The 22,272-nt window shown below is 60.5% G+C and carries 17 protein-coding genes; 5 read left to right on the forward strand and 12 right to left on the reverse strand.

Annotated elements, in window-relative coordinates; translation table 11 throughout:
* Nucleotides 1-92: 92 nt before the first annotated feature.
* A complete protein-coding gene (gene uraH, locus NNA36_RS10535; protein ID WP_255106981.1) occupies nucleotides 93-446 on the forward strand; it encodes a hydroxyisourate hydrolase in 354 nt (117 codons plus the stop codon).
* A 12-nt stretch (nucleotides 447-458) separates the two neighbouring features.
* Here the strand turns inward: uraH and pta are convergent, their stop codons facing one another.
* The gene (gene pta, locus NNA36_RS10540; protein ID WP_255106982.1) at nucleotides 459-1,466 is read right to left on the reverse strand and encodes a phosphate acetyltransferase; all 1,008 of its coding nucleotides are present in this window, start codon (nucleotides 1,464-1,466) and stop codon (nucleotides 459-461) included.
* A 307-nt stretch (nucleotides 1,467-1,773) separates the two neighbouring features.
* Here pta and NNA36_RS10545 point away from each other — a divergent pair, with 307 nt between their 5' ends.
* Both NNA36_RS10545 and NNA36_RS10550 read left to right on the forward strand, forming a co-directional pair.
* On the forward strand, nucleotides 1,774-2,919 hold the full coding sequence (locus NNA36_RS10545) for a UDP-galactopyranose mutase (RefSeq protein WP_255106983.1): 1,146 nt from the start codon (nucleotides 1,774-1,776) through the stop codon (nucleotides 2,917-2,919).
* A gap of 135 nt (nucleotides 2,920-3,054) precedes the next feature.
* Nucleotides 3,055-4,710, forward strand: a complete 1,656-nt coding sequence (locus NNA36_RS10550; RefSeq protein WP_255106984.1) for a U32 family peptidase C-terminal domain-containing protein — start codon at nucleotides 3,055-3,057, stop codon at nucleotides 4,708-4,710.
* 7 nt (nucleotides 4,711-4,717) lie between these two features.
* Here the strand turns inward: NNA36_RS10550 and NNA36_RS10555 are convergent, their stop codons facing one another.
* Genes NNA36_RS10555 through NNA36_RS10585 form a run of 7 tightly spaced genes read right to left on the reverse strand, consistent with a single transcriptional unit; the run spans nucleotide 4,718 to nucleotide 12,009 of the window.
* Nucleotides 4,718-5,470: a polysaccharide deacetylase family protein gene (locus NNA36_RS10555; protein ID WP_255106985.1), complete on the reverse strand. Its 753-nt coding sequence runs from the start codon at nucleotides 5,468-5,470 to the stop codon at nucleotides 4,718-4,720.
* Nucleotides 5,467-6,603 (reverse strand): glycosyltransferase family protein, encoded by a 1,137-nt coding sequence (locus NNA36_RS10560; RefSeq protein WP_255106986.1) that lies wholly within the window; start codon nucleotides 6,601-6,603, stop codon nucleotides 5,467-5,469. The genes NNA36_RS10555 and NNA36_RS10560 overlap by 4 nt, the downstream gene beginning before the upstream one ends.
* The gene (locus NNA36_RS10565) at nucleotides 6,600-7,184 is read right to left on the reverse strand and encodes a histidine phosphatase family protein (RefSeq protein WP_255106987.1); all 585 of its coding nucleotides are present in this window, start codon (nucleotides 7,182-7,184) and stop codon (nucleotides 6,600-6,602) included. Before NNA36_RS10565 ends, NNA36_RS10560 begins: the two co-directional genes overlap by 4 nt.
* Complete coding sequence (locus NNA36_RS10570) at nucleotides 7,181-8,260, reverse strand: glycosyltransferase family 4 protein (RefSeq protein ID WP_255106988.1); 1,080 nt, start codon at nucleotides 8,258-8,260, stop codon at nucleotides 7,181-7,183. The genes NNA36_RS10565 and NNA36_RS10570 overlap by 4 nt, the downstream gene beginning before the upstream one ends.
* Nucleotide 8,261: 1 nt before the next feature.
* On the reverse strand, nucleotides 8,262-9,494 hold the full coding sequence (locus NNA36_RS10575) for a glycosyltransferase (protein WP_255106989.1): 1,233 nt from the start codon (nucleotides 9,492-9,494) through the stop codon (nucleotides 8,262-8,264).
* Nucleotides 9,491-10,714 carry a glycosyltransferase family protein gene (locus NNA36_RS10580; RefSeq protein WP_255106990.1) on the reverse strand — a complete coding sequence of 408 codons (1,224 nt, stop codon included), beginning with the start codon at nucleotides 10,712-10,714 and terminating at the stop codon, nucleotides 9,491-9,493. The genes NNA36_RS10575 and NNA36_RS10580 overlap by 4 nt, the downstream gene beginning before the upstream one ends.
* A gap of 23 nt (nucleotides 10,715-10,737) precedes the next feature.
* Nucleotides 10,738-12,009, reverse strand: coding sequence for a nucleotide sugar dehydrogenase (locus tag NNA36_RS10585; protein ID WP_369681659.1), 1,272 nt, complete (start codon nucleotides 12,007-12,009; stop codon nucleotides 10,738-10,740).
* A 222-nt stretch (nucleotides 12,010-12,231) separates the two neighbouring features.
* On the opposite strand from NNA36_RS10585, the gene NNA36_RS10590 reads away from it, so the two are divergent.
* On the forward strand, nucleotides 12,232-14,583 hold the full coding sequence (locus tag NNA36_RS10590; protein WP_255106992.1) for a mechanosensitive ion channel family protein: 2,352 nt from the start codon (nucleotides 12,232-12,234) through the stop codon (nucleotides 14,581-14,583).
* Between the two features lie 78 nt (nucleotides 14,584-14,661).
* On the opposite strand, the gene NNA36_RS10595 is transcribed toward NNA36_RS10590, so the two are convergent.
* From NNA36_RS10595 to NNA36_RS10610, 4 genes are read right to left on the reverse strand one after another with little or no spacing between them, the layout of a single operon-like run.
* Nucleotides 14,662-15,813, reverse strand: coding sequence for an ABC transporter permease (locus NNA36_RS10595; RefSeq protein WP_255106993.1), 1,152 nt, complete (start codon nucleotides 15,811-15,813; stop codon nucleotides 14,662-14,664).
* Nucleotides 15,810-16,838: an ABC transporter permease gene (locus NNA36_RS10600; RefSeq protein ID WP_255106994.1), complete on the reverse strand. Its 1,029-nt coding sequence runs from the start codon at nucleotides 16,836-16,838 to the stop codon at nucleotides 15,810-15,812. The genes NNA36_RS10595 and NNA36_RS10600 overlap by 4 nt, the downstream gene beginning before the upstream one ends.
* 12 nt (nucleotides 16,839-16,850) lie before the next feature.
* Nucleotides 16,851-18,743: an ABC transporter substrate-binding protein gene (locus NNA36_RS10605; RefSeq protein ID WP_255106995.1), complete on the reverse strand. Its 1,893-nt coding sequence runs from the start codon at nucleotides 18,741-18,743 to the stop codon at nucleotides 16,851-16,853.
* Nucleotides 18,736-20,508 (reverse strand): ABC transporter ATP-binding protein, encoded by a 1,773-nt coding sequence (locus tag NNA36_RS10610; RefSeq protein ID WP_255106996.1) that lies wholly within the window; start codon nucleotides 20,506-20,508, stop codon nucleotides 18,736-18,738. Before NNA36_RS10610 ends, NNA36_RS10605 begins: the two co-directional genes overlap by 8 nt.
* A gap of 530 nt (nucleotides 20,509-21,038) precedes the next feature.
* Between NNA36_RS10610 and NNA36_RS10615 the strand changes: the two genes are divergently transcribed.
* Nucleotides 21,039-22,271: an aminotransferase class I/II-fold pyridoxal phosphate-dependent enzyme gene (locus tag NNA36_RS10615; protein WP_255106997.1), complete on the forward strand. Its 1,233-nt coding sequence runs from the start codon at nucleotides 21,039-21,041 to the stop codon at nucleotides 22,269-22,271.
* Nucleotide 22,272 lies beyond the last annotated feature (1 nt).

Here is a 22,272-nt window from a genome sequence, read left to right on the forward strand (position 1 = left end):
AAAAAATGTTAGAAACACCATTCTGGTGGACCGGCTTTGCCTCATTTCTGATATTAGGGCAGAACGATCCCAGCACACAGGAGGCCCAGCCGATGACCGGATATTTGACCACGCATGTTCTTGATACCGCGCGCGGATGCCCGGCGGCGGGGCTTGAGATTGCACTGTTCCGGATTGAAGGCGAGAGCCGCACCCTGTTGAAGACGCTGACAACCAATGACGACGGGCGCACGGATGAACAGATCCTGCCAGCAGACGCCTTTGAGATCGGGGAATACGAGTTGGTGTTTCACGCGGGCGCCTATCTGGACGCGACCGGCACGCCGCCGGAATCCCCGCGTTTCCTGAACGTGATCCCGATCCGGTTCGGCATGTCGGAAGCGGCGCATTACCACGTGCCGCTGCTGCTGTCTCCGTTCGGCTATTCCACCTATCGCGGCAGTTGATCCCGGGGCCGGTCAGGCCGTGGCAAATTCGGCCTGCGCGGCGGTGACGGCGATCATGTGAAGCGCGTCTTCGGCGCTGCAACCACGCGAAAGATCGTTCGCCGGTTTGTCGAGTCCCTGAAGGATCGGGCCAATCGCAACCGCGCCGCCAAGGCGTTGCGCGATCTTGTAGGCGATGTTGCCGCTTTCGAGATTGGGGAAGACGAAGATGTTGGCATCCCCTCCAAGCGGCGAGTCGCTGGCCTTGGAGGCGGCGACGTCGGGCACAAAGGCCGCGTCGAACTGGAGTTCGCCGTCGATCAGGAGATTGGGCTGGGTTTCCTGTGCGATCTGGGTGGCGGTGACGACCTTGGACACGGCCACATGTTCGGCACTGCCGCGCGTCGAGAAGGACAGCATGGCGACGCGAGGTGTTTCGCTGGTAAGGGTGGCGAAAGATTCCGCGGAGGCCATGGCGATCTCGGCCAGTTCCTCGGCGTTGGGGTCGACCACGAGGCCGCTGTCGGCAAAGATGTGGGCGCCTTTCTTGGCGTGATGCGCCTCGCAGAACAGCATCAGGAAGAAACTGGACACCAGCTTGGCGCCTTTTTTGGGGCCGATGACCTGAATCGCGGTGCGGACGATTTCGGCGGTGGTGGCAACCGCCCCGCCAACGGTCCCGTCTGCTAGCCCAGCTTTGACCAGAAGCGCCGCATAGACATGCGGTTTCGACGCGGCACGCAACGCCTGTTCGAGGGTGACACCCTTGTGCTTGCGCAGGCTGTAGTAGAGGAGCGCAAGTTCATCACGGTGGGGGGATTTGGTGGGGTCGTGAATCTCGATACCCTCGCCCGGCTCTTGCTTGAGCAGCGAGAATTGCAACTGAACAGTCAGTTCATCGCCAACCAGAATCGTGCGGGCGATCCCCTTGTCGCGCGCCTCGATGGCGGCCTCGACGATACGCGGATCCGTGCCTTCGCTCATGGCAATGACCTTTTGCGAGCGGGCAGCGTTTTTCAGCAGCGTCTCCAATGGTTTCATGAATTCTTCCCCTCCCGAGATGCATCCGGAAGCGTACGGCAAATTCCCAAACGGGTTAGGGCCAGCCAGAAGCGCCGTTTAGGTCCAAGCAAGAAGTATCTGGCATTCACCTGCTGATCGCCAAGTGCGGACGATTGCATTCAGGTCTGCCGGCGGGCAAAAGGGAGGCAGATTTGCAGAGCAACATGCGTCCAATGGACCGGAAAAGTCGCGTAGGTGTTACATTCGTTTGTTTTGCGCCCTAAAGGAACGTTAGAAGAGCTTGATACTGGCCTTTTGACCAAAATTTTTCGCAAGGAGAGACACGTTGAACATTCTTCTGGTAGGAGCCGGACTTTCCGGTGCGGTGATCGGGCGACGTCTTGCCGAGGCAGGACATGACATCACGATTGTTGACGGGCGCGACCATATCGGCGGCAACTGCCATACCGAACGCGATGCCGAAACCGATGTGATGGTGCATGTCTACGGCCCGCATATCTTCCACACCGACGACGAAGAAGTGTGGACCTATGTCAACGAGTTCACCACCTTCATGCCCTACAAGAACCGCGTGAAGACAACGAGCCAGGGGCAGGTGTTTTCACTGCCGATCAACCTGCACACCATCAACCAGTATTACGGCAAGACCATGCGCCCCGACGAAGCGCGCGAGTTTATCGCCAGCATCGGTGACAGCTCGATCGAAGAGCCGGAAACCTTTGAAGAGCAGGCGCTGAAGTTTGTTGGCCCCGATCTCTACGAAGCCTTTTTCAAGGGCTATACCGAGAAGCAGTGGGGCTGTTCGCCAACCGAGCTGCCGGCTTCGATCCTGAAGCGCCTGCCGGTGCGCTTCAACTATGATGACAACTATTTCTTCCACAAGTTCCAGGGCATGCCGGAAAACGGCTATACCCCGATGATCGAAGCGATCCTGAAGCACGACAAGATCACCGTGAAGCTGAACACCTGGTACACGCCGGAGATGGGGGAAGGTTTTGATCACGTGTTCTGGTCGGGTCCGCTGGATGGCTTCTTCGATTACAAGCTGGGCCGTCTTGGCTATCGCACGCTGGACTTTGAAAAGTTCACCGAACGGGGCGACTACCAAGGCTGTGCCGTGATGAATTATGGCGACCGTGACGTGCCCTTTACCCGCATCACCGAGCACAAGCATTTCTCGCCGTGGGAAGAGCATGAGGGCACCGTGTGCTACCGCGAATTCTCGCGTTCCTGCACGCCGGACGACATCCCCTATTATCCGATCCGCATGGTCGACGAGAAGGCGATGCTGGCGGACTATGTGGCGCTGGCGGAAGAAAGCGAGGGCGTGACCTTTGTGGGGCGCCTTGGCACCTATCGGTATCTCGACATGGATGTGACCATTCGCGAGGCGATGGACACGGCGACGATGTTCCTTGAGCATCAGGAAAAGGGCAGCAAGATGCCGGCCTTCGCGGTGTCGCCGCAGTAACGACGCGCGCCTCAAGCCAAAGAAACAAGGCCGGTACCGGCAAGGGTGCCGGCCTTTTGCGTTCCTCAAGGAGGTGTTTTGCCTTGGGGACAAATCTGCGGTAAGGGAAAGCCTTCCAAAACGGATGCGCGACTCATGACCCAACATCGTTCCGAACTGCTGATGCCAGCGGGCAACCTTCGCAAGCTCAAGATGGCCGTGCTTTATGGCGCGGATGCCGTCTATCTTGGCACGCCCGACATGTCGCTTCGCACGAAATCCGAGTTTTCGCTCGAGGATGTGATCGAGGGGGTCGAGTTCTGCCATGAACATGGTCGCCGCGCCTATCTGACGCTGAACCTGTTCTCGCACAACAAGGACATCCCCAAGCTGGACGAGTACATCGAGACGGTGCGGAAGGTGAAGCCGGACGGGCTTATCATTTCCGACCCGGGGGTGTTTCAATACGTACGCGAACGGGCACCGGAAATCCCGCTGCATGTCTCGACGCAGGCCAATATCGCTTCTTGGCTGACGACCCAGTTCTGGCAGTCGCAGGGTGCGGACCTTGTGGTTCTGGCGCGTGAGGTGTCTTTCCCCGAGCTGGAGGAAATTCGCGAGAAATGCCCGGACATCAAGCTGGAAGCCTTTGTGCATGGCGCGATGTGCATGACCTATTCGGGCCGCTGCCTGTTGTCGAACTTTATGGCCGAGCGCGGGGCGAACCAGGGCAACTGTGCCAATTCGTGCCGTTGGAACTACAAGTTCCACATGCGTCTCAAGGATGGCACGGTTCAGGAGTTGATTGTCGACGAAGACAATCTGCACATGTTCGAATTCCTGCTGGAAGAAGGCGTGCGACCCGGTGAGTTCCTGCCGATCCAGGAAGACGAGCGCGGGAGTTATATCCTGAACTCGAAAGACCTGTGCCTGATGCCAAAGCTGGATGACTATCTGCGCATTGGTGTCGACAGTCTCAAGGTCGAGGGGCGCGGGAAGTCGGAATACTATGCCGCCGTCGTGGCGCGGGCCTACCGGATGGCGATTGATGACTACTATGCCGACCCGGAGAACTGGAACGCGGCGGATTACATGGAAGAGCTGGGGACCGTGGGCAACCGCGGTTATACGCTGGCCTTCCACAAGGGGCGTTTGACCAACCTCGCGCATGGCTATGAGCAGACGCAGGCAATTGCCCAGTGGGAATATGCCGGGGTTGTGACCGAGGTGACCGAAGACGCCTTTCATGTCGAGGTGAAGAACAAACTCGAGCCGGGGGATGTGATCGAGATCGTGTCGCCGGTGGCGCGCAATACCATCCTGCTGCGTGGCTATGAGTACGAGGTGGCGGCGACCGGTGAGAAGAAAGAGGTGATCCACGGATCGACCAAGACGATCATCCGTCTGCCCTTCGCCCTGTTCGAGCATGAAGACCTTGATGACCTGCGCACGAACTTTCCGCCCTACACGGTGCTGCGCAAAGAGCGTGCGCTGACCGAAGAGCAATGGGCGCGTCTGCAACTCGACAAGACGGCGCTGGCGATGGAAGTGAAGGACAGCACGGGCGAGACCGCCTACAAGCGCCGCCGCGACAAGCTGGTGGAGGCGATCGAAGCGGATGCCAACACCAAGCGTTTCAAGACCAACCGTAAGGGCACCGAAGGGTGTTGCGGCAAGGGGTGCAACGGCTGTCTGATCTTCTGGCAGGACGACATATACGCCAAGGCCCGCGAAGTTCTTCTGGAACGCAAGCAGGGGGCGATGCTGACCAAGGCCGAGGCGGCCGAGTTCAAGCTGCCGGCGGCGGAGTAAGCAGGCTTCAGGCCTGATCGTGCCGGTAGAGCGTGATCGGGCCGGATTGCATTTCGCTCAGGAACTGGCGGGTGAATTCCCAGATATCGGCATCATGCACGAGGTGGTGGGTGAGATAGCCCAGCGGCTCGGCGGCATCGGTGTTGCCGTTCCGCCGATCCTGCAGCAGCTGCACGGTCTGGGCGATCAGGGTTTCAGGCGCGACGAGGCCCCGCGTGCCGCGCCAGAAAATCGGATCGATATGGGTGTTGATCTGGACCACGCCGGGCGCGGGTTCAACGGCTTTGCGGGGTGTATAGGTCGAGATCGCGGTATAGCCGATGGCGGCAAGATCCGGCATCAGGTCGGGCGCGATGCGGTTCCAGGGCGGCACGAACATCGGGGCGAGACGCGCACCAAAGAGGCCTTGCAGGCGGGTGAGCGCGTTTTGCAGATCGGCGCGGGCGTCTTCAGGTCTGCGGGTGGCGCCGAACTCGGCCTTCTTGGCTTCGGGCGGGGCGTGGTTTTCATGCGCCCAGCCGTGGATCACGGGGATCAGGTTTTGGCGGCCGTCAACAAAAGCCGCCAGTTCCGGCGTGGCCGTTTTCGGGATCACGGCAAGGTGGACAGGCACGCCAAGCGCCTTTGACATCTCGTGCATCCGGTCCAGGTGCGCGGTGGGGTGGATCGCGTCGTCGTCGCGCCACCAGAAGGGCAGAATCAGACCCTGTTCCCGCCAAATCGCCAATTCTTGCCGGAGGGGGGCCCAGTCAATCCTCATACCACACTGACCAGTTTTTCGGTGATGCGTACCGCCTCGGCAGCGCCATCCATCGCGGCACCATTCCCCGTGCGGGGGCCTTGAGCGATCACCCTGGCGACCAGATCGGCCATACGCGCCGGTGTCATGTCGGCGGTAGGCAGAACCTCGATTGCGGGCTGTTTGGCAAGCGAGGTAGAGCGCAGGGTCTGTTCTACTTCTCCGCCATCATCGAAGGGGACGAGAACAGAAGGGATGCCGGTTTGCAGGAGATCAAGCGCGGTGTTGTAGCCACACATGCTTAGCGAGGCGGCAGAGCAGTAGAGCATCTGCCGGAAGTCGGGGCGCACGGCCTCAATGGTGATGTCGAGATCGCCGGCCTTGTGTTTCAGCGCGGCAATCCGCGCGTCGCGGTCTGCGCCGCCAACAAGGATGTGCCAGTGCAGATCGCTTTGGCGGGCGGCCTCGATCGCGCATTCGAACATGGCCTGCCCGACTGATCCACCACCGGCACTGACCAGCACCTCGCCCTGCCCAGCCTTGTCAGGATGGGGTGTTGCGGCGGGCGGTGCCACGTAACCGGTGTAGTGCAACAGGGGCGCAATCGCATCGGTGACCGGCCAGCTTGCCGAGAGTTGGGTGATCTCGGGGTCGGAGTGGACCAAGACGCCGTCGTAGTAGGTTGTGAGAATCTGACAGGCTTTTTCCGCCTTTTTAGGTTTCGAGGGCGGGGCGAGGATATCGCGAATGGAGCATAGCACCCTCGGGCGGTTGGGCATGGCATGGGCCGCTTTGAGAAGGGCCAGAAACTCGTCCGACAAGGAACGGCGACCGAAGGGAAAGAGTTCGGTCAGGAGCACATCGGGTTGCAGGCGGTGCAGGGTTGCGATGGCCAGCTGCTTGCGCGCTTCGAAGGTTTGCTCTGTGACCTCAAGGCCAGCATCGTCCAGTAGGCGGCTGAAATTGGTGCCGTCAGAGGCGACCGACGGCAATTGTATGAGATCGATTCCGGCAAAATCCATGTGCGGCGCGGGGCGGCCGCCCGACAGGATCGTGACGGTGTGGCCTGCGGCCAGATAGGCCCGGCCCAGTGTCAGGGCGCGGGACAGGTGGCCAGCGCCGAGAAGATGGGTGACGGAGATCAGAACCTTCATGCGACCCTGTCCAGACGCACGATTTCGGGTGAGGCGACGCGCAGGTCTGTGCCGTCGATCTCTACCACGAACAGGCGGTTTCGCTTGACGGCAAAGGGCGGCGTGCCAAGGAAATCCCAGCCGTGGGCCTTGGCGAGGATCATGCGCATGATGCCGATGTGGCAGACGGCAAGCGTATCGGCCTTGAGCGAAAACACCCAGTCGGCGAGACGGTTCCAGACCTCGGCCGGGGTTTCGCCGCCGGGGGGCTGATAGTCCCAGCCCCAGTATTCGATGTCCCGAAAGCCGGAGCTTGGATCGGCCTTGAGGTCGATGCCCTTGAGGCCTTCCCAATCGCCCCAGTTCATTTCGATCAGGGAGTCGACGGTTTCGGGCGCGCGGCCAGCAATGATTTCCGCCGTTTCGCGGGCGCGGTGAAGGGGGCTTGAGACCAGGGCGGCATCGGCCCAGTCGGATGGCAAGCGAAAGGCGGCAAGGTCGGCGCGGGCCTCGTCATCCAGCGTAATATCGGTGCGCCCCTGAATGCGGCCTGCACGGTTCCAGTGCGTGTGCCCGTGACGCAGCATGGCCAATCGGATCATGCGTTCTCTCCCATCAGTGTCTCAAGCACATCCCACAGGGTTTTGCGGGCGGCTGGCAAGAGATGATTTTGCTGAACGAAGGCGCGGGCCTGCGTGGCGCGGGAGGCCCAGTAATGCCGCGCGCCCCAGAGGCGATCAATCGCGGTGGCCATCGCGGTGATATCGCCTTCGGGCACCATCGCCGCGTTTGGCAGGACGTCGCGCACGCCGGGACGGTTCTCGGCCACGACGGGAACGCCCGCCGCCTGCGCCTCGAGGTAGACCATGCCGAAAGCCTCGTTCACACCCGGCCAAAGGAGAACCGAAGCGCGATCAAAGGCGGCGTCTTTTGCAGGCCCTTCCAGTTTGCCCAGAAAGGTGACGCGATCGCCGAATGGGGCGAACAGGGCTTCGACTTCGGCGCGGGCAGTCCCATCGCCGACGATTTCGCACCGCCAGTCGGGGGTCTTGAGGTGTTTCAGAACTTCGGCGGCCACGGTGTAGGACGCCAGCTTGTCGCCCGGACGCATCATGCCGAGGCACAGGATGGTCCGGTCCGAGGGCATCTGGTGCACCGGAAGATCATCGCGGCGCAGGAAAGGGTGCAGGTGCGCGATGCGCTGGTCTTCGGGGGCGTGCTCCCGAAGCGAGACACCATCGCGTTCGGTGACATGGAAAATCGCCTGTGCCTGATCGGAGGCGGCGTGGGCCGCGCGGGCAAATTGATCCCACGGGCCATCAAGGCGTTTGTAGGCGCGTGTTGCTTCGATCTGGATGTAGGGGATGTTCAGGGCCGCTGCGACCTTTGGGCCGATCAGGTCGGGCGCCTTGTAGTAGTTGTGATAGGTGACCCAGGCCGACCATCCGCCTTTGGCGATCAATCGCTCTGCCTCGGCCTCTGCGTCCTTGAAAAGCCCAGCCTGTACCGCGCTGTCGCCCTTGCCGTCATAGCTGCGCAGTTCGGAGACAAGGTCCACGGTGCAATCGCGGGTCGGATCGGCCAGCGCGTCCATGATCCCCCGAGCCATTTCGCGATCTCCCGACGGGTTCGGATGGTTCGGGGACTTGAGCGGCGCGTAGAAGGCGATCCGGGCCATCTTACTCTCCGATCAGGGCCTTGAGACGGGCGTCGAGCGCCTTGATATGCGGGCCCATGAGGAAGTGATTGGTGAGACGCTCGTAAGCGGCTTCGGCCAGGGAAAGGCGCTTCTGCGGATTGTTGCCAAGATCGGTCATGGCCGCGGCCAGTGCCTCGGGTGCGTCATCCGAAAGGATGCCGTGAACGCCCGTGTCGATGAACTCGGGGATGGCAGAGACCGGGGTCGACAGGATGCAAAGCTTTTGCGAGGCGGCTTCCATCAGGACGTTGGGCAGGCCATCGCGGTCACCATCCTTGGCGATACGGCTGGGTAGAACGAAGATATCGGAGGCGCGCATGGCCTCGATCACTTCCGGCTGGTCGCAGGCCCCGCTCCAGGTGATGCGGTGGTCGATCCCGAGGTCGCGGGCGTATGCCTTGAGGGTATCGCCGTTGCCTCCGCCGATATGTTGCCAGTGCCAGTCGAGCGTTTCGGGCAGTTGGCCGAGGGCGGCGATCAGGTTGTCGAAGCCTTTCTTCTCGACCAGACGACCGACCGACAGGAGGCGCAGGGGGCCGTCGGTGATGGTGCGTTCCGGGGGGGCGGGAAAGCGGGCGAGATCAAGCCCGTGGTAGATCAGTTCGACCCGATCACGACGGTCAGCCAGTCCCTTGAGGTGCTCGGCGCCAAAGCCGGTGCAGGTGGCAAGAAACTCGGCCCCGTAAGTGCTGGCCTGGAGTTTCTCGCGCTTTTCCCATTCCGGCGAGGTCCAGATGTCCTTGGCGTGGGCCGATACCCCCCAGTCCATGCCCCGCATGATGGCGGCATAGCGGGTGACAGAGGCCGGTGTGTGCATGAAATGCGCATAAAGGGCAGCGGTTTCCGGCGGCAATTCAGCGCCCAGAACGCAGGCCTGACCAAAGCGGCGGCCACGGTTGGTAGTGCGGTCGCGCATCAGATCCCACAGCCAGACAGCCGTCGCCTTCCAGAAGCCGCCGCGCAGGATGTTGCGACCGATGCCGCGCAAAACGCGCAGGGGTTCCTGATAGAGATACTCGGGCAGGTAGTTGACCTTGGCCTTGAGCCGGTCATGCAGCGGATGGCGCTTTTTGTCGGTTGGAAAGCGAAGCGACCAGATTTCCAGATCATGGCCCATTTCTTCGAGGGCCACGAGCTCCTGTGCGATGAAGGTTTCGGACAGGCGCGGCCAGCCCTTTACCACAACCGCCAGACGGGCGTGTTTTGTGTTCATGCCACCCCTTGTGCGTCCTTCAGACCCAGCATTTCAAGAGAACGATGTGAAACGAAATCCAACCCATCCAGAAGCCCCGGCACAAAGGCCGTCGAGGGTTTCTTCTGGTGCGGCAGTGCGCGGATGGCTTCGATCATGGCCTCGACGGTCAGCCCTTCGCGGAATTCGTCGAGAACGCGCACAAGACCGAGTTCCTCGGCGCGGTGTGCACGGATGTATTGTTCGAGACGCGGCTTGGTGCGGGGCACGATGACCGCGGGCTTGTCGAATGACAGCATCTCGCAAAAGGTGTTGTAGCCGCCCATCGATACGATGCCCTGGGCACCGGTGATCAGGTTTTCCATACGGCTGTCGAAACCGGTGGTCTGCACGCGGCCATCAAGAGCGGCAACGCGGGTTTCAAACTCGGCACGCTGCTCGCCAGAGAGGAAGGGGCCGTAGACCAGCTTGGCATTGGGGCCGAGGTTGGGATCGCGTTCGTAGGCAGACAGAACGAGGTCCACCATGCTGGCGCCGTCGCCGCCACCGCCCGGAGTGATGAGAATATAGTTCTCATCCGGGATCTCGCCCTCTTCGAGGACTTCGCGGCGGAGATAGCCGGTATATTTCATCCGCGACCGGAAGGCGGCGGAGAGGTCGAGACCTGCCGTGGGATCATAGATCGAGCGCAGGCCATAGACCCATGCCTCGTCATAGTATTTCTCGGCCGCTTCGATGGCGCCCTTGCGTTCCCATTCGGCGGCCAGAACTTCAGGTTCATCCAGCACGTCCCGCAGGCCCAGAACGATATGCGCCTTGCGCTTGTTCTTGAGCCAGTCGAGCGCCGGGATCAATTCGCCGCGAAACCCCGTGGGTTCCTTGTCGACGATCAGGATGTCCGGATTGAAGTGCATGGCGGCCGACTTGATGAGACCCGCCCGCAATTCCGTGGTTTCGTCGATATCAAGGCCAAGCGTTTCGGAGGCATAGGAGCCATCGGGGTTCTTGGTAACACCGGGCAGGCGGATGTGGTCGACACGATCCGGGAAGGCAAAGCGCCCTGCGACCGGAGACCCGGTGAGGATGATCGCGGAAATGCTCTGGTCTGCGGCGGTGATGGCACTGGCAAGGGTACGCGAGCGACGGAGATGGCCAAGGCCGAAGGTGTCATGGCTGTAGAACAGCACACGCGGCGAGCTGTTGCCCGCTGCCTGTCCGGTCACATTCTTGTCGTCAGCCAAGTTCTTGCCCCTTTACCGCGAGATCACAGTCGCAAATCCGACTCGGACTTCGCAAGCACCCCTTTGATATCGTACAGGATCGCGCCCGGCTTTCCGAGTGCTCTTATTGCCTCGGCTCCCATGGTCACGAATTCGGAATGGGAAACGGCAACAATGATTCCGTCATACGCCCCTTGTTCCGGTGTCTCAACCGGGGTGAGGCCATATTCTTCCTGCATCACTTCGGCACTGACCCACGGATCCCAGATATCGACCTCTGCTGAGTAGGATTGCAGCTCTTCCGCGATGTCGGCGACGCGGGTGTTGCGCGTGTCGGCGCAGTTTTCCTTGAAGGTGAACCCCATGATGAGCACGCGCGAACGGGCCGGGTTTTCCTTGCGTGCCAGCATCGCCTTGATCATCTCCTGGGCAACGTGACGGCCCATGTGATCGTTGATGCGGCGTCCTGCGAGGATCACTTCGGGATGATAGCCCAGCTGTTCGGCGCGATAGGTCAGGTAGTAGGGATCGACACCGATACAGTGCCCGCCGACAAGACCCGGCTTGAACGGCAGGAAGTTCCACTTGGTTCCCGCAGCCTCGAGAACCTCGAGCGTATCGAGGCCAAGGCGGGAGAAGATCAGGGCGAATTCGTTGACCAATGCGATATTGAGGTCGCGCTGGGTGTTTTCGATGACCTTGGCCGCCTCGGCGGTCTTGATCGAACTGGCCCGATGGAGGCCCGCCTTGACGACCGGCGCGTAGATCGCCTCGACACGGTCGAGGGTTTCATCATCCTGCGCGGCGACCACCTTGATGACGGACTCGAGCGAATGTTCCGCATCACCGGGGTTCACGCGTTCGGGCGAATAGGCGAGTTTGAAGTCTTCGTAGGCCCGTAGCCCGCTGCCGACGGCAAGCGCGGGACCGCAGACGTCTTCCGTCACGCCGGGATAGACGGTGGATTCAAGGATGACCAGGTCGCCCTTGGACAGGTATGGCGCAATGCTGTTGCAGGCGCTGTGGATCGGCCCAAGGTCAGGTTTGCGTGCGTCGCTGATCGGGGTCGGCACGGCGATCACGTAGACCGTCGCGTCAGCAAGATCGGCGGGGTTCGACGTATAGAGCACGTTGGCGGCCTGCATCGACTCGGTCGAGACCTCGCCGTTGCGATCTTCGCCGTTGCGCAGCGCGGCGACATGACCGTCGTGGGTATCAAAGCCGATCACGCCGAAGCCGTTTCTGGACAGGGCCAGGGCCAAAGGCAGCCCCACGTAGCCAAGACCAAGGACTGCGATTTTCTCTTTTGGTGCGATTGTCACGGATCCTCGCCCAGCGGCCAAGGCCGCGTCTTCTTCATCCGCACTTGCGCTAACGAAAACCACGGGAAATGTCACCCCTAAAGGCGCAGAAAGCACCGGCTAAGGACACAAAGACAACAGATTCCCCGGGCTTGGCGGCGCGGATAAACCCGAACGTTTACGTGGCGCGGGTTTCTGCGCTACATCTTGGCTGTAACGCGGCAGAAGGCTTTCTCGATGGTACTCCGATTTCTGGTTCTTGTTCTGACTGTACTTTTCCTTGCGCAGACCCCGCAAATCGGGATGGCGCAGGGAACGGAGGTCAGCGGCGAAGTAAGTGATATTCTCCAACAGGCTGCCGACAATGGCATGAGCGTGATCGTGCTGGATGGTTCCGGCAACATGATAGGCGCCTCTGAGGAAGCCGGTGAGACGGAAGCGGAAGCCGAAGAGAGCGACGGCTCCCAGCTCATGAAAGCCCAGATGCGGGTCAAGAGTTTCCGGGAGACGTTTGCCCAGCGGCTGAGCGCCCTGCCCGCCGCCATCAACGAAGTCGAGTTCATCCTGCGCGCCTCGAGCCCGACAGGCCAAATCTGGGCCTTTTTCGAGACGGTTATCTGGACGCTTGGGTTCCTCGCGATTGGTATCCTGTTCGAACGCGAGGTGTACGGCAAACGGTTTGCCATCAATTTCGTGGTGCCGCGCATCAAGGAAAATCCGGAAGGGTATTCGGGCAAACTGCCGTTCCTTGTCTATCGCTTTGTGGCTGGTTGTATCGGCATCTGCGTTTCGGTGGCCGTCGCTATTCTGGTGAGCTTCCTGGTCTTTGGCTCGACGGACGATACCGCGATCGAATTCACCTATCTGACGGTGACGGCCGCCTACATGCTGGTGCGCGTGGTGTCACTGGTCTGGCGGATGATCCTGTCACCCTACCTTGATCAGTACCGCATTCCCGCGTTTTCAACCCACGATGCGCGCAAGTTGCACAACTGGCTGTTCTTCGTGGCGATGTTCGACATCTGCACGGCGTTCTTTGGCATCTGGCTGAAAGAGCTGGGACTGAACTACGATGTGTTTGCAATCATGTCGGTGGGTCTGAACACGGCGCTTCTGTTGCTGAACATCAGCATGATCTTTGCCAACCGCGTCGCCATTTCGAACGCGATCCGGAATGGGCGCGATCTCGACGACGTGACGCTTGCCACACGTCTTGCCAGCCAGCTGTGGGCACCTTTCATGCTGGTCTACATGGTCATCGGCTGGGCGCGTCTGAACTTCCAGCTGGTGCTGGAACTGCCGGTCTCGATCCCGCTGATCGCCGGTGCCTACATGATCCTTATGTCAATCATCGTGGTCTACGCCACGATCAACTATGGCATCGAACGCTATTTCCAGCGTGCCCGCGCCATCCGAGAGCTGAACGAAGCTGCCGAGGAACTGGCCGCGGCTGCGGAAGAGGATGGTGAAGACGCGGAAGTTCAGGACGAGGTGGCCGAAATCGAGGAGCAGCTTGAAGAGCTGAACTCGAAGAAGATGAACACCTTCGAAGATCTCGCGCGGCGTATCTCGGGGATTCTGGCGATGGTGGCGGGTCTCGTCGCCTGCATCAATATCTGGAACGGCGAAAACATCATGGACAGTGATGATTTTTCGGGACGCGCGATTGATGTGATCGTGATCCTGTTCCTTGGATATATCGTGTTCCATGCCTTCCGGATCTGGGTTGATACCAAGATCCGCGAAGAACAGGGGGATCAGCCGGAAGAGGCCGAGCTTGGTGACGAGGGTGGCGCGTCCAGTGCTTCTCGCCTGGCGACCCTGCTGCCGCTGTTCCGCAATTTCATCCTTGTGGTGATCACCGTCACCATCGTGCTGATTGCGCTGATGGAACTGGGTGTGAACGTCAGCCCGCTGTTCGCCGGTGCCGGTGTTGTTGGCCTGGCGATCGGTTTCGGCGCACAGACCCTTGTGCGGGATATTTTCTCGGGCGCGTTCTTCCTGTTCGACGATGCGTTCCGCAAGGGCGAGTACATCGACATTGGCAGCGTGAAAGGGACGGTCGAGAAAATCTCGGTACGTTCGTTCCAGCTGCGCCACCACCTTGGGCCGCTGCACACGGTGCCCTTTGGTGAAATCACCCACCTGACGAACTTTTCGCGTGACTGGGTGATCATGAAGCTACCGCTGCGCGTGACATATGACACCGACGTGGAACGCGTGCGCAAGCTGATCAAGAAGCTGGGGATCAGCCTGCTGGATGATCCGGTTATCGGTAAGGATTTCATCCAGCCGCTGAAAAGCCAGGGTGTGATCGAGATGCAGGATTCGGCGATGATCATCCGGGTGAAGTTCATGACCAAGCCGGGGGATCAGTGGATGGTGCGCAAACGTGTCTTCCAGGAAATCCGCGATCTGTTCGAGCGCGAAGGCATCAAGTTCGCCCACCGCGAAGTGACCGTGCGCCTTGCGGATGAACCGAAAGAGCCGCTGAACGAGAAGCAGAAAGAAGCGATTGCAGGGGCGGTACAGGGCGCCATCGACGACGAGGCGCTGGAAGGTCAGAGCGCCCCGATGGATGACCGGTAACGCGAAACCAATCGTCTGAAAAACGAATGCCCCGGACATTGTCCGGGGCATCTTTCGTTTGGGGTGTTGGTTGCTGCCTTAGCTGCGGTTCGGATCGAGCGCGTCGCGCAGGCCATCCCCGAAGAAGTTGAAGGCCAGAACCACGATCACGATGGGCAGCATGGGAATGGCTGTCCAGGGATAGATTTCGATGGAGGCGAGGTTCTGGGCGTCATTGAGCATGACCCCCCAGCTTACGGCCGGGGCGCGCAGGCCAAGACCAAGGAATGACAGGGCCGTTTCGCCAAGGATCATCGCCGGTATCGACAGGGTGGCGCTGGCGATGAGGTGGCTGAGGAAGTTCGGCAGCAGGTGCTTGCGGATGACGCGGCTGGGCCGTGCGCCCATCATTTCAGCGGCGCGCACGAATTCTTCTTCGCGCAGCGACAGGAACTTGGATCGCACGGCACGGGCGAGGCCCGGCCAATCAAGAATGCCAAGGATGATCGAGATGATGAAGAACACCGCAACCGGCCCCCAGTGCGAGGGCACTGCGGCAGATAGCGCCAGCCAGAGAGGCAATTCAGGCAGGGAGCGCAGGATTTCAATGACGCGGTTGATGCCCCAGTCGAGGATACCGCCGAAATAACCCGCGATGGAGCCCAGCACGATGCCGATGACAAAGGACACGGTGATCCCGACAAGACCCACGGTCAGCGACAGCTGAGCACCATAGAGGATGCGCGAGAACACATCGCGGCCAAGCCGGTCAGCCCCGAAAAGGAACAGAGTGGCCCCTTCCGGTGCGCAGAACAGGTGCGTGTTGGTTTTGATCAACCCGGCCAGCTTGTAGTGCGAGCCTTCGCAAAAGAATTCGAGCGGTGCGGGTGACGCGGTGTCCGGGATGTACTTCCACGCAAAGGTTTCGAGATCCATCTCGGCCACGAGCGGATAGACGAAGGGTCCAACAAATTCGCCCTCGTGGATGAAATGCACCGCTTGCGGCGGGGCGTAGAGGTGGTCGGGATGCCGCTCGTTCGCCGTGTAGGGCGAGATGAACCCCGCGAAGGGCAGCATCAGGTAGGAAAACAGCAGGAACAGGGCCGAGAAGAGACCGAGCTTGTGTTCCTTGAACCGCAGCCAGATCAGCCGGGTGTTGGACATATCTAGTTCGGCGCTGCGCTCTTCGATACCGCTGTTCGGATCATAGGGGGCGTCGTCGATGTAACGACCGTCGGGAAGCTGGGTCATGCCGAACGTCCTCCAAAGCGGATGCGCGGATCAAGCAGCGCGAGAAGCAGGTCCGAGATCAGCGTACCGATCAGGGTCAGAAGGGCGACGAACATCAGGACAAAGGCCGAGAGGAACTGGTCCTGCGACTTGAGCGCAGTGAGCAGCACGGGGCCGATGGTTTGCAGGCCCAGCACCACCGAGACCAGAACCGAACCCGAAACCAGCGCGGGCAACAGCGTGCCGATGTCGGCAACGAAGGGGTTGAAGGCTACGCGCAGGGGATATTTCACCAGCATCCGGCTTTCGGGCATGCCCTTGGCGCGGGCGGTCTCGACGTAGGGTTTGCCGAGCTCGTCCAGAAGGTTGGCCCGCAGACGCTGCATCATCGCGGCCGCACCGGACGTGCCGATCACGAAGGTTGGAATGATCATGTGGATGAGAACCGACTTCATCTTTTCGAAACTCATGGGCTGGCCTTCGAATTCGGGCGCCATGAGACCGCCGATGGGCAGGTTGAGATAGCGGTTGCCGTAATAGAAGAGGATCAGCGCCAGAAGGAAGTTCGGCGTCGCAAGGCCAAGGTAGCCGACAAAGGCAGAGGTGTAATCGACCCATGTTTTTGCGCGGGCCGCAGCCAGAACGCCAAGCGGCAGCGCCACGGCATAGACAAAGATCACCGCGGCGAGGTTGACCAGAACCGTCAGCCAGAGCGCGCCACCCACCAGTTCGGAAACCGGGCGGTCGAATTCGAACGACCAGCCGAATTCACCCTGTAACATCCCGGCATAACCATGCGGACCGGGGGCGAACCCCATCCAGATCATGTATTGTTCCCACAACGGGCGATCCAGCGCGAACTCCTTGCGCAGGAACTCGGCCTTGGCGACGCCGGCAGACTGGCCCGTCGCGCGCAGCTCGTTGATCTGGTTCGACAGGTAATCGCCGGGGGGCAGGTTGATGATCACGAAGATCAGCACCGACACCACCAGCAATGTCGCCAGCATGGTCAGAAGCCGAAAGAACGCAAAGCGCAGAAGGGCCATTCAGGGGTCTCCTTACCGGTCCAGCCAGTATTCGTCGGGACGGTGCACCCCGAAATGCGACCCCGGCGACCAGGCCCAGATGGCCTTGAGCGGTACATTTTTCACGGCGTTGTTCACCACGACGGGCTGACGGCCACCGGCGAGGATACCGATGCCGTAAACCTGATCGGCGTGGATATCGACAATCTCCTGCCAGGCCGCCGTGCGTCCCGCATCGTCGGTGGCGGTGCGCCAGTTCTCTGCCAGTTCCATCAGGCGTTTGGGGGCGTCCATGTCGACGGGCTCTCCGGCTTCACCGCGGGTTTGGTAATACTGCCCCCACTTGGGCCATGCGAAGAATTCCTGCTGCTGCGGAACGGCATAGGTGGGCGAGGTATAGGGCTGGGCCAGACCATTGTCCCATCCGAACCAGACCGCCATCATGGTTTCGCCCGCGTAGACGCGGTTGCGCAGGATGTCCCGTTCGAGCGGGCGCATGATCAGTTTGACGCCGATGTCACGCCAGTTGTCTGTGATGATCTGAAGCGCGTTTTCAACTTCCTGACGTTCGCCAGCGGTTTCGATGACAACCCAGACCGGACGACCATCGGGCATAAGGCGGATACCTTCGGCGTCGCGTTCGGTCAGGCCCATGTCATCGAGCAGCGCATTGGCCTGTGCCACGTCGTAGGCCGACCACGCGGCGAGGTTTTCCGGCTTGTGGAACGGGCTTTCGGGCAGCATGGTCATCGCGCCCTCTTTGCCCAGACCGAAGTAGAGCGCCTTGTTGATGATGCGCCGGTCGATCGCCAGCGATAGGGCACGGCGGAAACGCACGTCGCGCAGCGTGTTGCGCCAGCCTTCGTCGTTGTAGTTCAGGTTGGGGTAGATGGCGATTTGCGAGGCATTGCCCTGCCCCCAGAGAAGCGTTTTGTAGCCGCCCGTCTTTTCGCCTTTCTTGAGGATCGCAACGTCCTTGAAATCAAGACCGCGGGCCTGAAGATCAACTTCGCCGGCATTGGCCTTGGCCGCCACGAGACCACCGGAGACCACATTCATTTCGACGACGTCGATATAGGGCAGCTGGGTCCCCTTGGTATCAATGCGGTGATAGTAGGGGTTGCGCACGAAGAGGAAGCGGCTCTTGCCGTCCTTGGTGGCGAGAATCCAGGGCTGTAGCGTCGGCAGGGCCGGATTGTCGAACTTGTACATGTTGTCCGACTTGTTGTGCAGCGCCGCCCAGGAGCGCACCCGCTTTTCCTCCAGCAGGGCCTCAAGGCTTGCCATGTCGGCATATTTCTCGTGAAACGGCTTCAGGAAATGCGCCGGGCGATAGATGAACGGTGGGCGGGCCTCGGCGAGGGCCTGAAGGAACAGCGGGTTGGGTTTGGACCATTCGTAGATCACGGTGGTCTCGTCCGGGAAGGTCACGGTTGGCAATTCGCCTTCCACGCGCAGGAAATCCTGCGGGCCGGAGGGCGACAGCGCGGGGTTGTTGGCAACGTCTTCCCACCAGTAGCGGAAATCCTCGGAGGTGAAGGGGTGGCCGTCTGACCACTTGTGCCCCGGCCTCAGACGCAGGGTGAACTTGCGGCTGTCTTCGATGTCGATGGCCGCGAGGATGTCCGGCTTGATCTCGTAGGTTTCGTCATAGCCGGCAAGACGCGCGTAGCCGTAGACAACCATCTGGCGGATGTCCTTGCTGCGGGTCACGAGCGTGCGCAGGGTGCCCCCCTGTTTCCCGATGGTGCGCCCCTTGGCCTTGAGATCAACAACAAGCGGGTCGGACGGCACACGTTCCGCGGCGGGTGGCAGATTGCCTGCGTCCACTTCAGCCTTCCAGAAGTTGCTTTCATTGACGCCTGCCAAAGCTGTTGTCGCGGTGAGCGCAATGGCGGCGAGAGAGGAAAGAAGACGGTTAAACATGGCAGCGCACCTTATGTCCGGGGCTTGTTTCGTTGAGAGGTGGCACGTTGGCACCATCAAAGCGGAAGGCTTCGGGCCAGGACGAGGGCTCTCCGGCCCCCTGTGCCACAACATTGAGATCGATCGGGCGTTTGATGTCGGGCTCGGGCTGGGCCGCGAGCAACGCCTTGGTGTAGGGATGTTTGGGGTCGAAAAAGAGGCTTTCGGGCGGCCCCTGTTCCACCACCAGCCCCGCACGCATCACCGCAACATCATCCGCGATCCGCGCCACGACGGCGAGGTCATGCGAGATGAACAGGTAGCTGAGGTTGAGACGGTCGCGGATTTCCTCGAGTAGTTGCAGTACCTGTTCCTGTACTGACACATCCAGCGCGGAGGTGGGTTCGTCGCACACAAGGAATGTCGGCCCAAGCATCAGGGCGCGGGCAATTGAGAGGCGCTGGCGCTGTCCGCCGGAAAAGGCGTGTGGATAACGGGTCAGCATGTTCTCGGAGAGGCCCACCCAGTTCAGCATCTCTGCCGCGCGGTCGAGGCGTTCTGAGGCGGACCCGATACCGTGAATATCCATTGGTTCGCACAGGGCATCCTTGACGCGCATCCGGGGGTTCAGGGTCGAGTAGGGATCCTGAAACACCATCTGTGCCTTGCGCTGGAAAGCAAGGCGACCGGCGCGATCAAGCTCTTGCAGGTTCACCGGATCGGCGCCCTTTTCGGCACGGAACAGAACCTGCGCACCCGGATCGGCAATTTCCGCGCCCAGCGCAATGCGGGCGCAGGTCGTCTTGCCCGAGCCGCTTTCGCCGACGACAGCCAGCGTCTTGCCGCGCTCGACACCAAATTCGATGCCACGCACAGCATGAACATGGGTCTTGGGATGCCAGGGCGCCGATCCCTTGAGCGTGAACGTCTTGGTGACGTCCTTCATCTCGAGGATCATGTCCTTTTCCGGCTCTTGCGTATCTAGGGCACAGCCCTCGGGGATCTGCGGCGCCGCCGCGAACAGATGACGGGTGTAGCCGTGTTGTGGATCGCCCAGGATTTGCTGCGCGGTCCCTGCCTCCATGACCCGGCCACGATTCATCACGCAAACGCTGTCGGCCATGTTGGCAACAACGCCAAGATCGTGGGTCACGAGGACAACGGACATGCCCGTATCTTTCTGGATGTCCTTGATCAGGCCCAGAACCTGTGCCTGCGTGGTCACATCCAGGGCGGTTGTCGGTTCATCCGCGATAAGAAGGTCGGGTTTGCCGACAATCGCCATTGCGATCATCGCGCGCTGGCGCATACCGCCGGACAATTCGAAGGGGTAGGAGCGAAAGATGCGCTCGGGGTCGACAAAGCCAACACGTTCGAAGGTTTCCAGAACCCGCTTGCGGGCGCCCTGCCCCTTGGCAGTGCCATGCAGGCGCAGGACCTCGATCACCTGATTGCCGATGCGATGCAACGGCGAGAGCGAGCGCATCGGCTCTTGGAAGATCATCGAAATCTGGTTGCCGCGGATGTCACACATGCGCCGCTCGGACTGGGCGAGGATATCAACGGGGCCGTTCTGACCGTTCAGCGTGATCGAACCGGCCCGGATTTGCGCGGCGGCGGGCAAGATACGCAGGGCGGAGCGGCAGCTCAGGGTTTTGCCCGAACCGGATTCGCCAACAAGGGCCAGTGTTTCACCCGGTTCGACGGAAAAGCTCACGTCTTCGACAACGGGGGCCGACTTGCCGAAACCGATGGTAAGCCCCTCAACCTTCAATAATGCCGTCACGCGTTTTCCCCTAAACCCGCCTTTGCGGGACACTCCCTACAGGGCAGATCATTTTTTCTTGATTCAATCTGTCCCTGACAACAAAGCGAGTGAAGCATGTTTGACAGTCGACAGGCAAGTCGCTTGAACCCTTTCGACGTAACGCCGCTGTGACGTTTTGGCGTCAATGCCTCACTTCCCTGTTATCTATTGGTGAACTGCGCTAAAGAGTTTTCAAGCTGACTTCTTGCTTTAGCAATCGGTTGCCTTTGCGCGGCCAACAATCACATTTGACCCATTTTCTTTTGATCAGGCCACCCCATAATGATGAAGATTGCAGTACGATCAATGGCTTGGCATCCGGTTTGGATAGCCCGTGAAATTCGCCCCACCGCAATGCCACAAAAAGCATCAAAAGGGGATTATCCAAACAGTACTGTTTCCGGATCAATCACGAAAAAGCCTTTCCTCGCGCGAGTCTTGTGGGCTAGAACGGTTTGGAAGGGGTTGTTTTCAAACGTTTTGGCCCAACAGTTAGGGCGGAGGAAGTGATGTCGTCTGACTGTGGCAGTTTCTTGACCTATGTGGAGCGCCGTTTCCGGTTGGCCGGCAGTGCGCTCGTCGACGACGGCAACCACCCTTATTTTGTCCCCACAGACACGCTTGAGGAAGAAGGCGGGCCGTGGCCCGAGGGCTTTCTGAGCATGTCGCACTATGACTATCTCGGCCTCATGCACCATCCGGAGACGGTTGGCGCGGCCAAGGCGGCCTATGACACGTTCGGGACCGGCGCGGGCGGATCGCGGCTTGTGGGTGGTGAACGCAGCACGCACAGGGCGTTTGAAAAAGACCTTGCCGAGTTCCTTGGCGTAGGCGGTGTGCTATCGATCATTTCCGGCTATCTCACCAATATTTCGCTTATCCAGCATATGGTTGGCGGCCGTGATCTGGTGATCGCGGACGAGCTTGCCCACAATTCGATCATCATGGGGTGCAAGGCTGCGAAGTGCACCTTTCTGACCTATCCGCACAACGATCTTGATGCCCTTGCGGCCCTGCTGGACGAACAGCGCGCGCATTTTGGCCGCGTGTTGATCGCCACCGACGGGTTGTTTTCGATGGATGGCGACATCACCGACCTGCCCAGGCTTCTTGAGATCAAGGAAAGGCACGACGCCTGGCTGTTGCTGGACGAAGCGCATTCCTACGGGGTGCTTGGGGCGACGGGTCGCGGACTGTGCGAGCATTTCGGGATCGACCCCAACCGTATCGAACTGGCCGTGGGCACCCTGTCAAAGACCTTTGGGTCGTCGGGCGGGTTCGTGGCCGCGAATGAACGGGTGATCGAATGGCTGCGGTTTACCCTGCCCGGGTTCGTCTTCTCCGTGGGGCTGGCCCCCGCGACGGTGGCCTGTGCGCAGGCGGCTCTTGGTATCCTGCGCCGCGAACCAGAGCGGGTTGCGCAGCTGCGTGACAATTCCCGGACGTTCCTGAACATGGCACATGCTGCGGGGCTTGATACCGGCGAAGCCATTGGCGAAGCGGTGGTGCCGGTGCTGTTCGATACTCCGGACGAATGCGTCTATGTCGCCGGGTGTCTCATGCAGCAGGGGATCTATGCGCCGCCTGTCGTTCACGTGGGTGTGCCGAAGGATGCGCCACGTATCCGGTTCTTTATCTCGGCAGCACATGAAAAGGCCGACCTTGAGAGGGTTATCAACGCGGTTGCATTGGCGCTTGCCGATTTCCGGGCATCGCAACAAACGGCGATCAGCGCGGAGTAAC

The organism is Shimia sp. CNT1-13L.2, from assembly GCF_024331145.1.
In the GTDB taxonomy this organism is placed as follows: domain Bacteria; phylum Pseudomonadota; class Alphaproteobacteria; order Rhodobacterales; family Rhodobacteraceae; genus Shimia.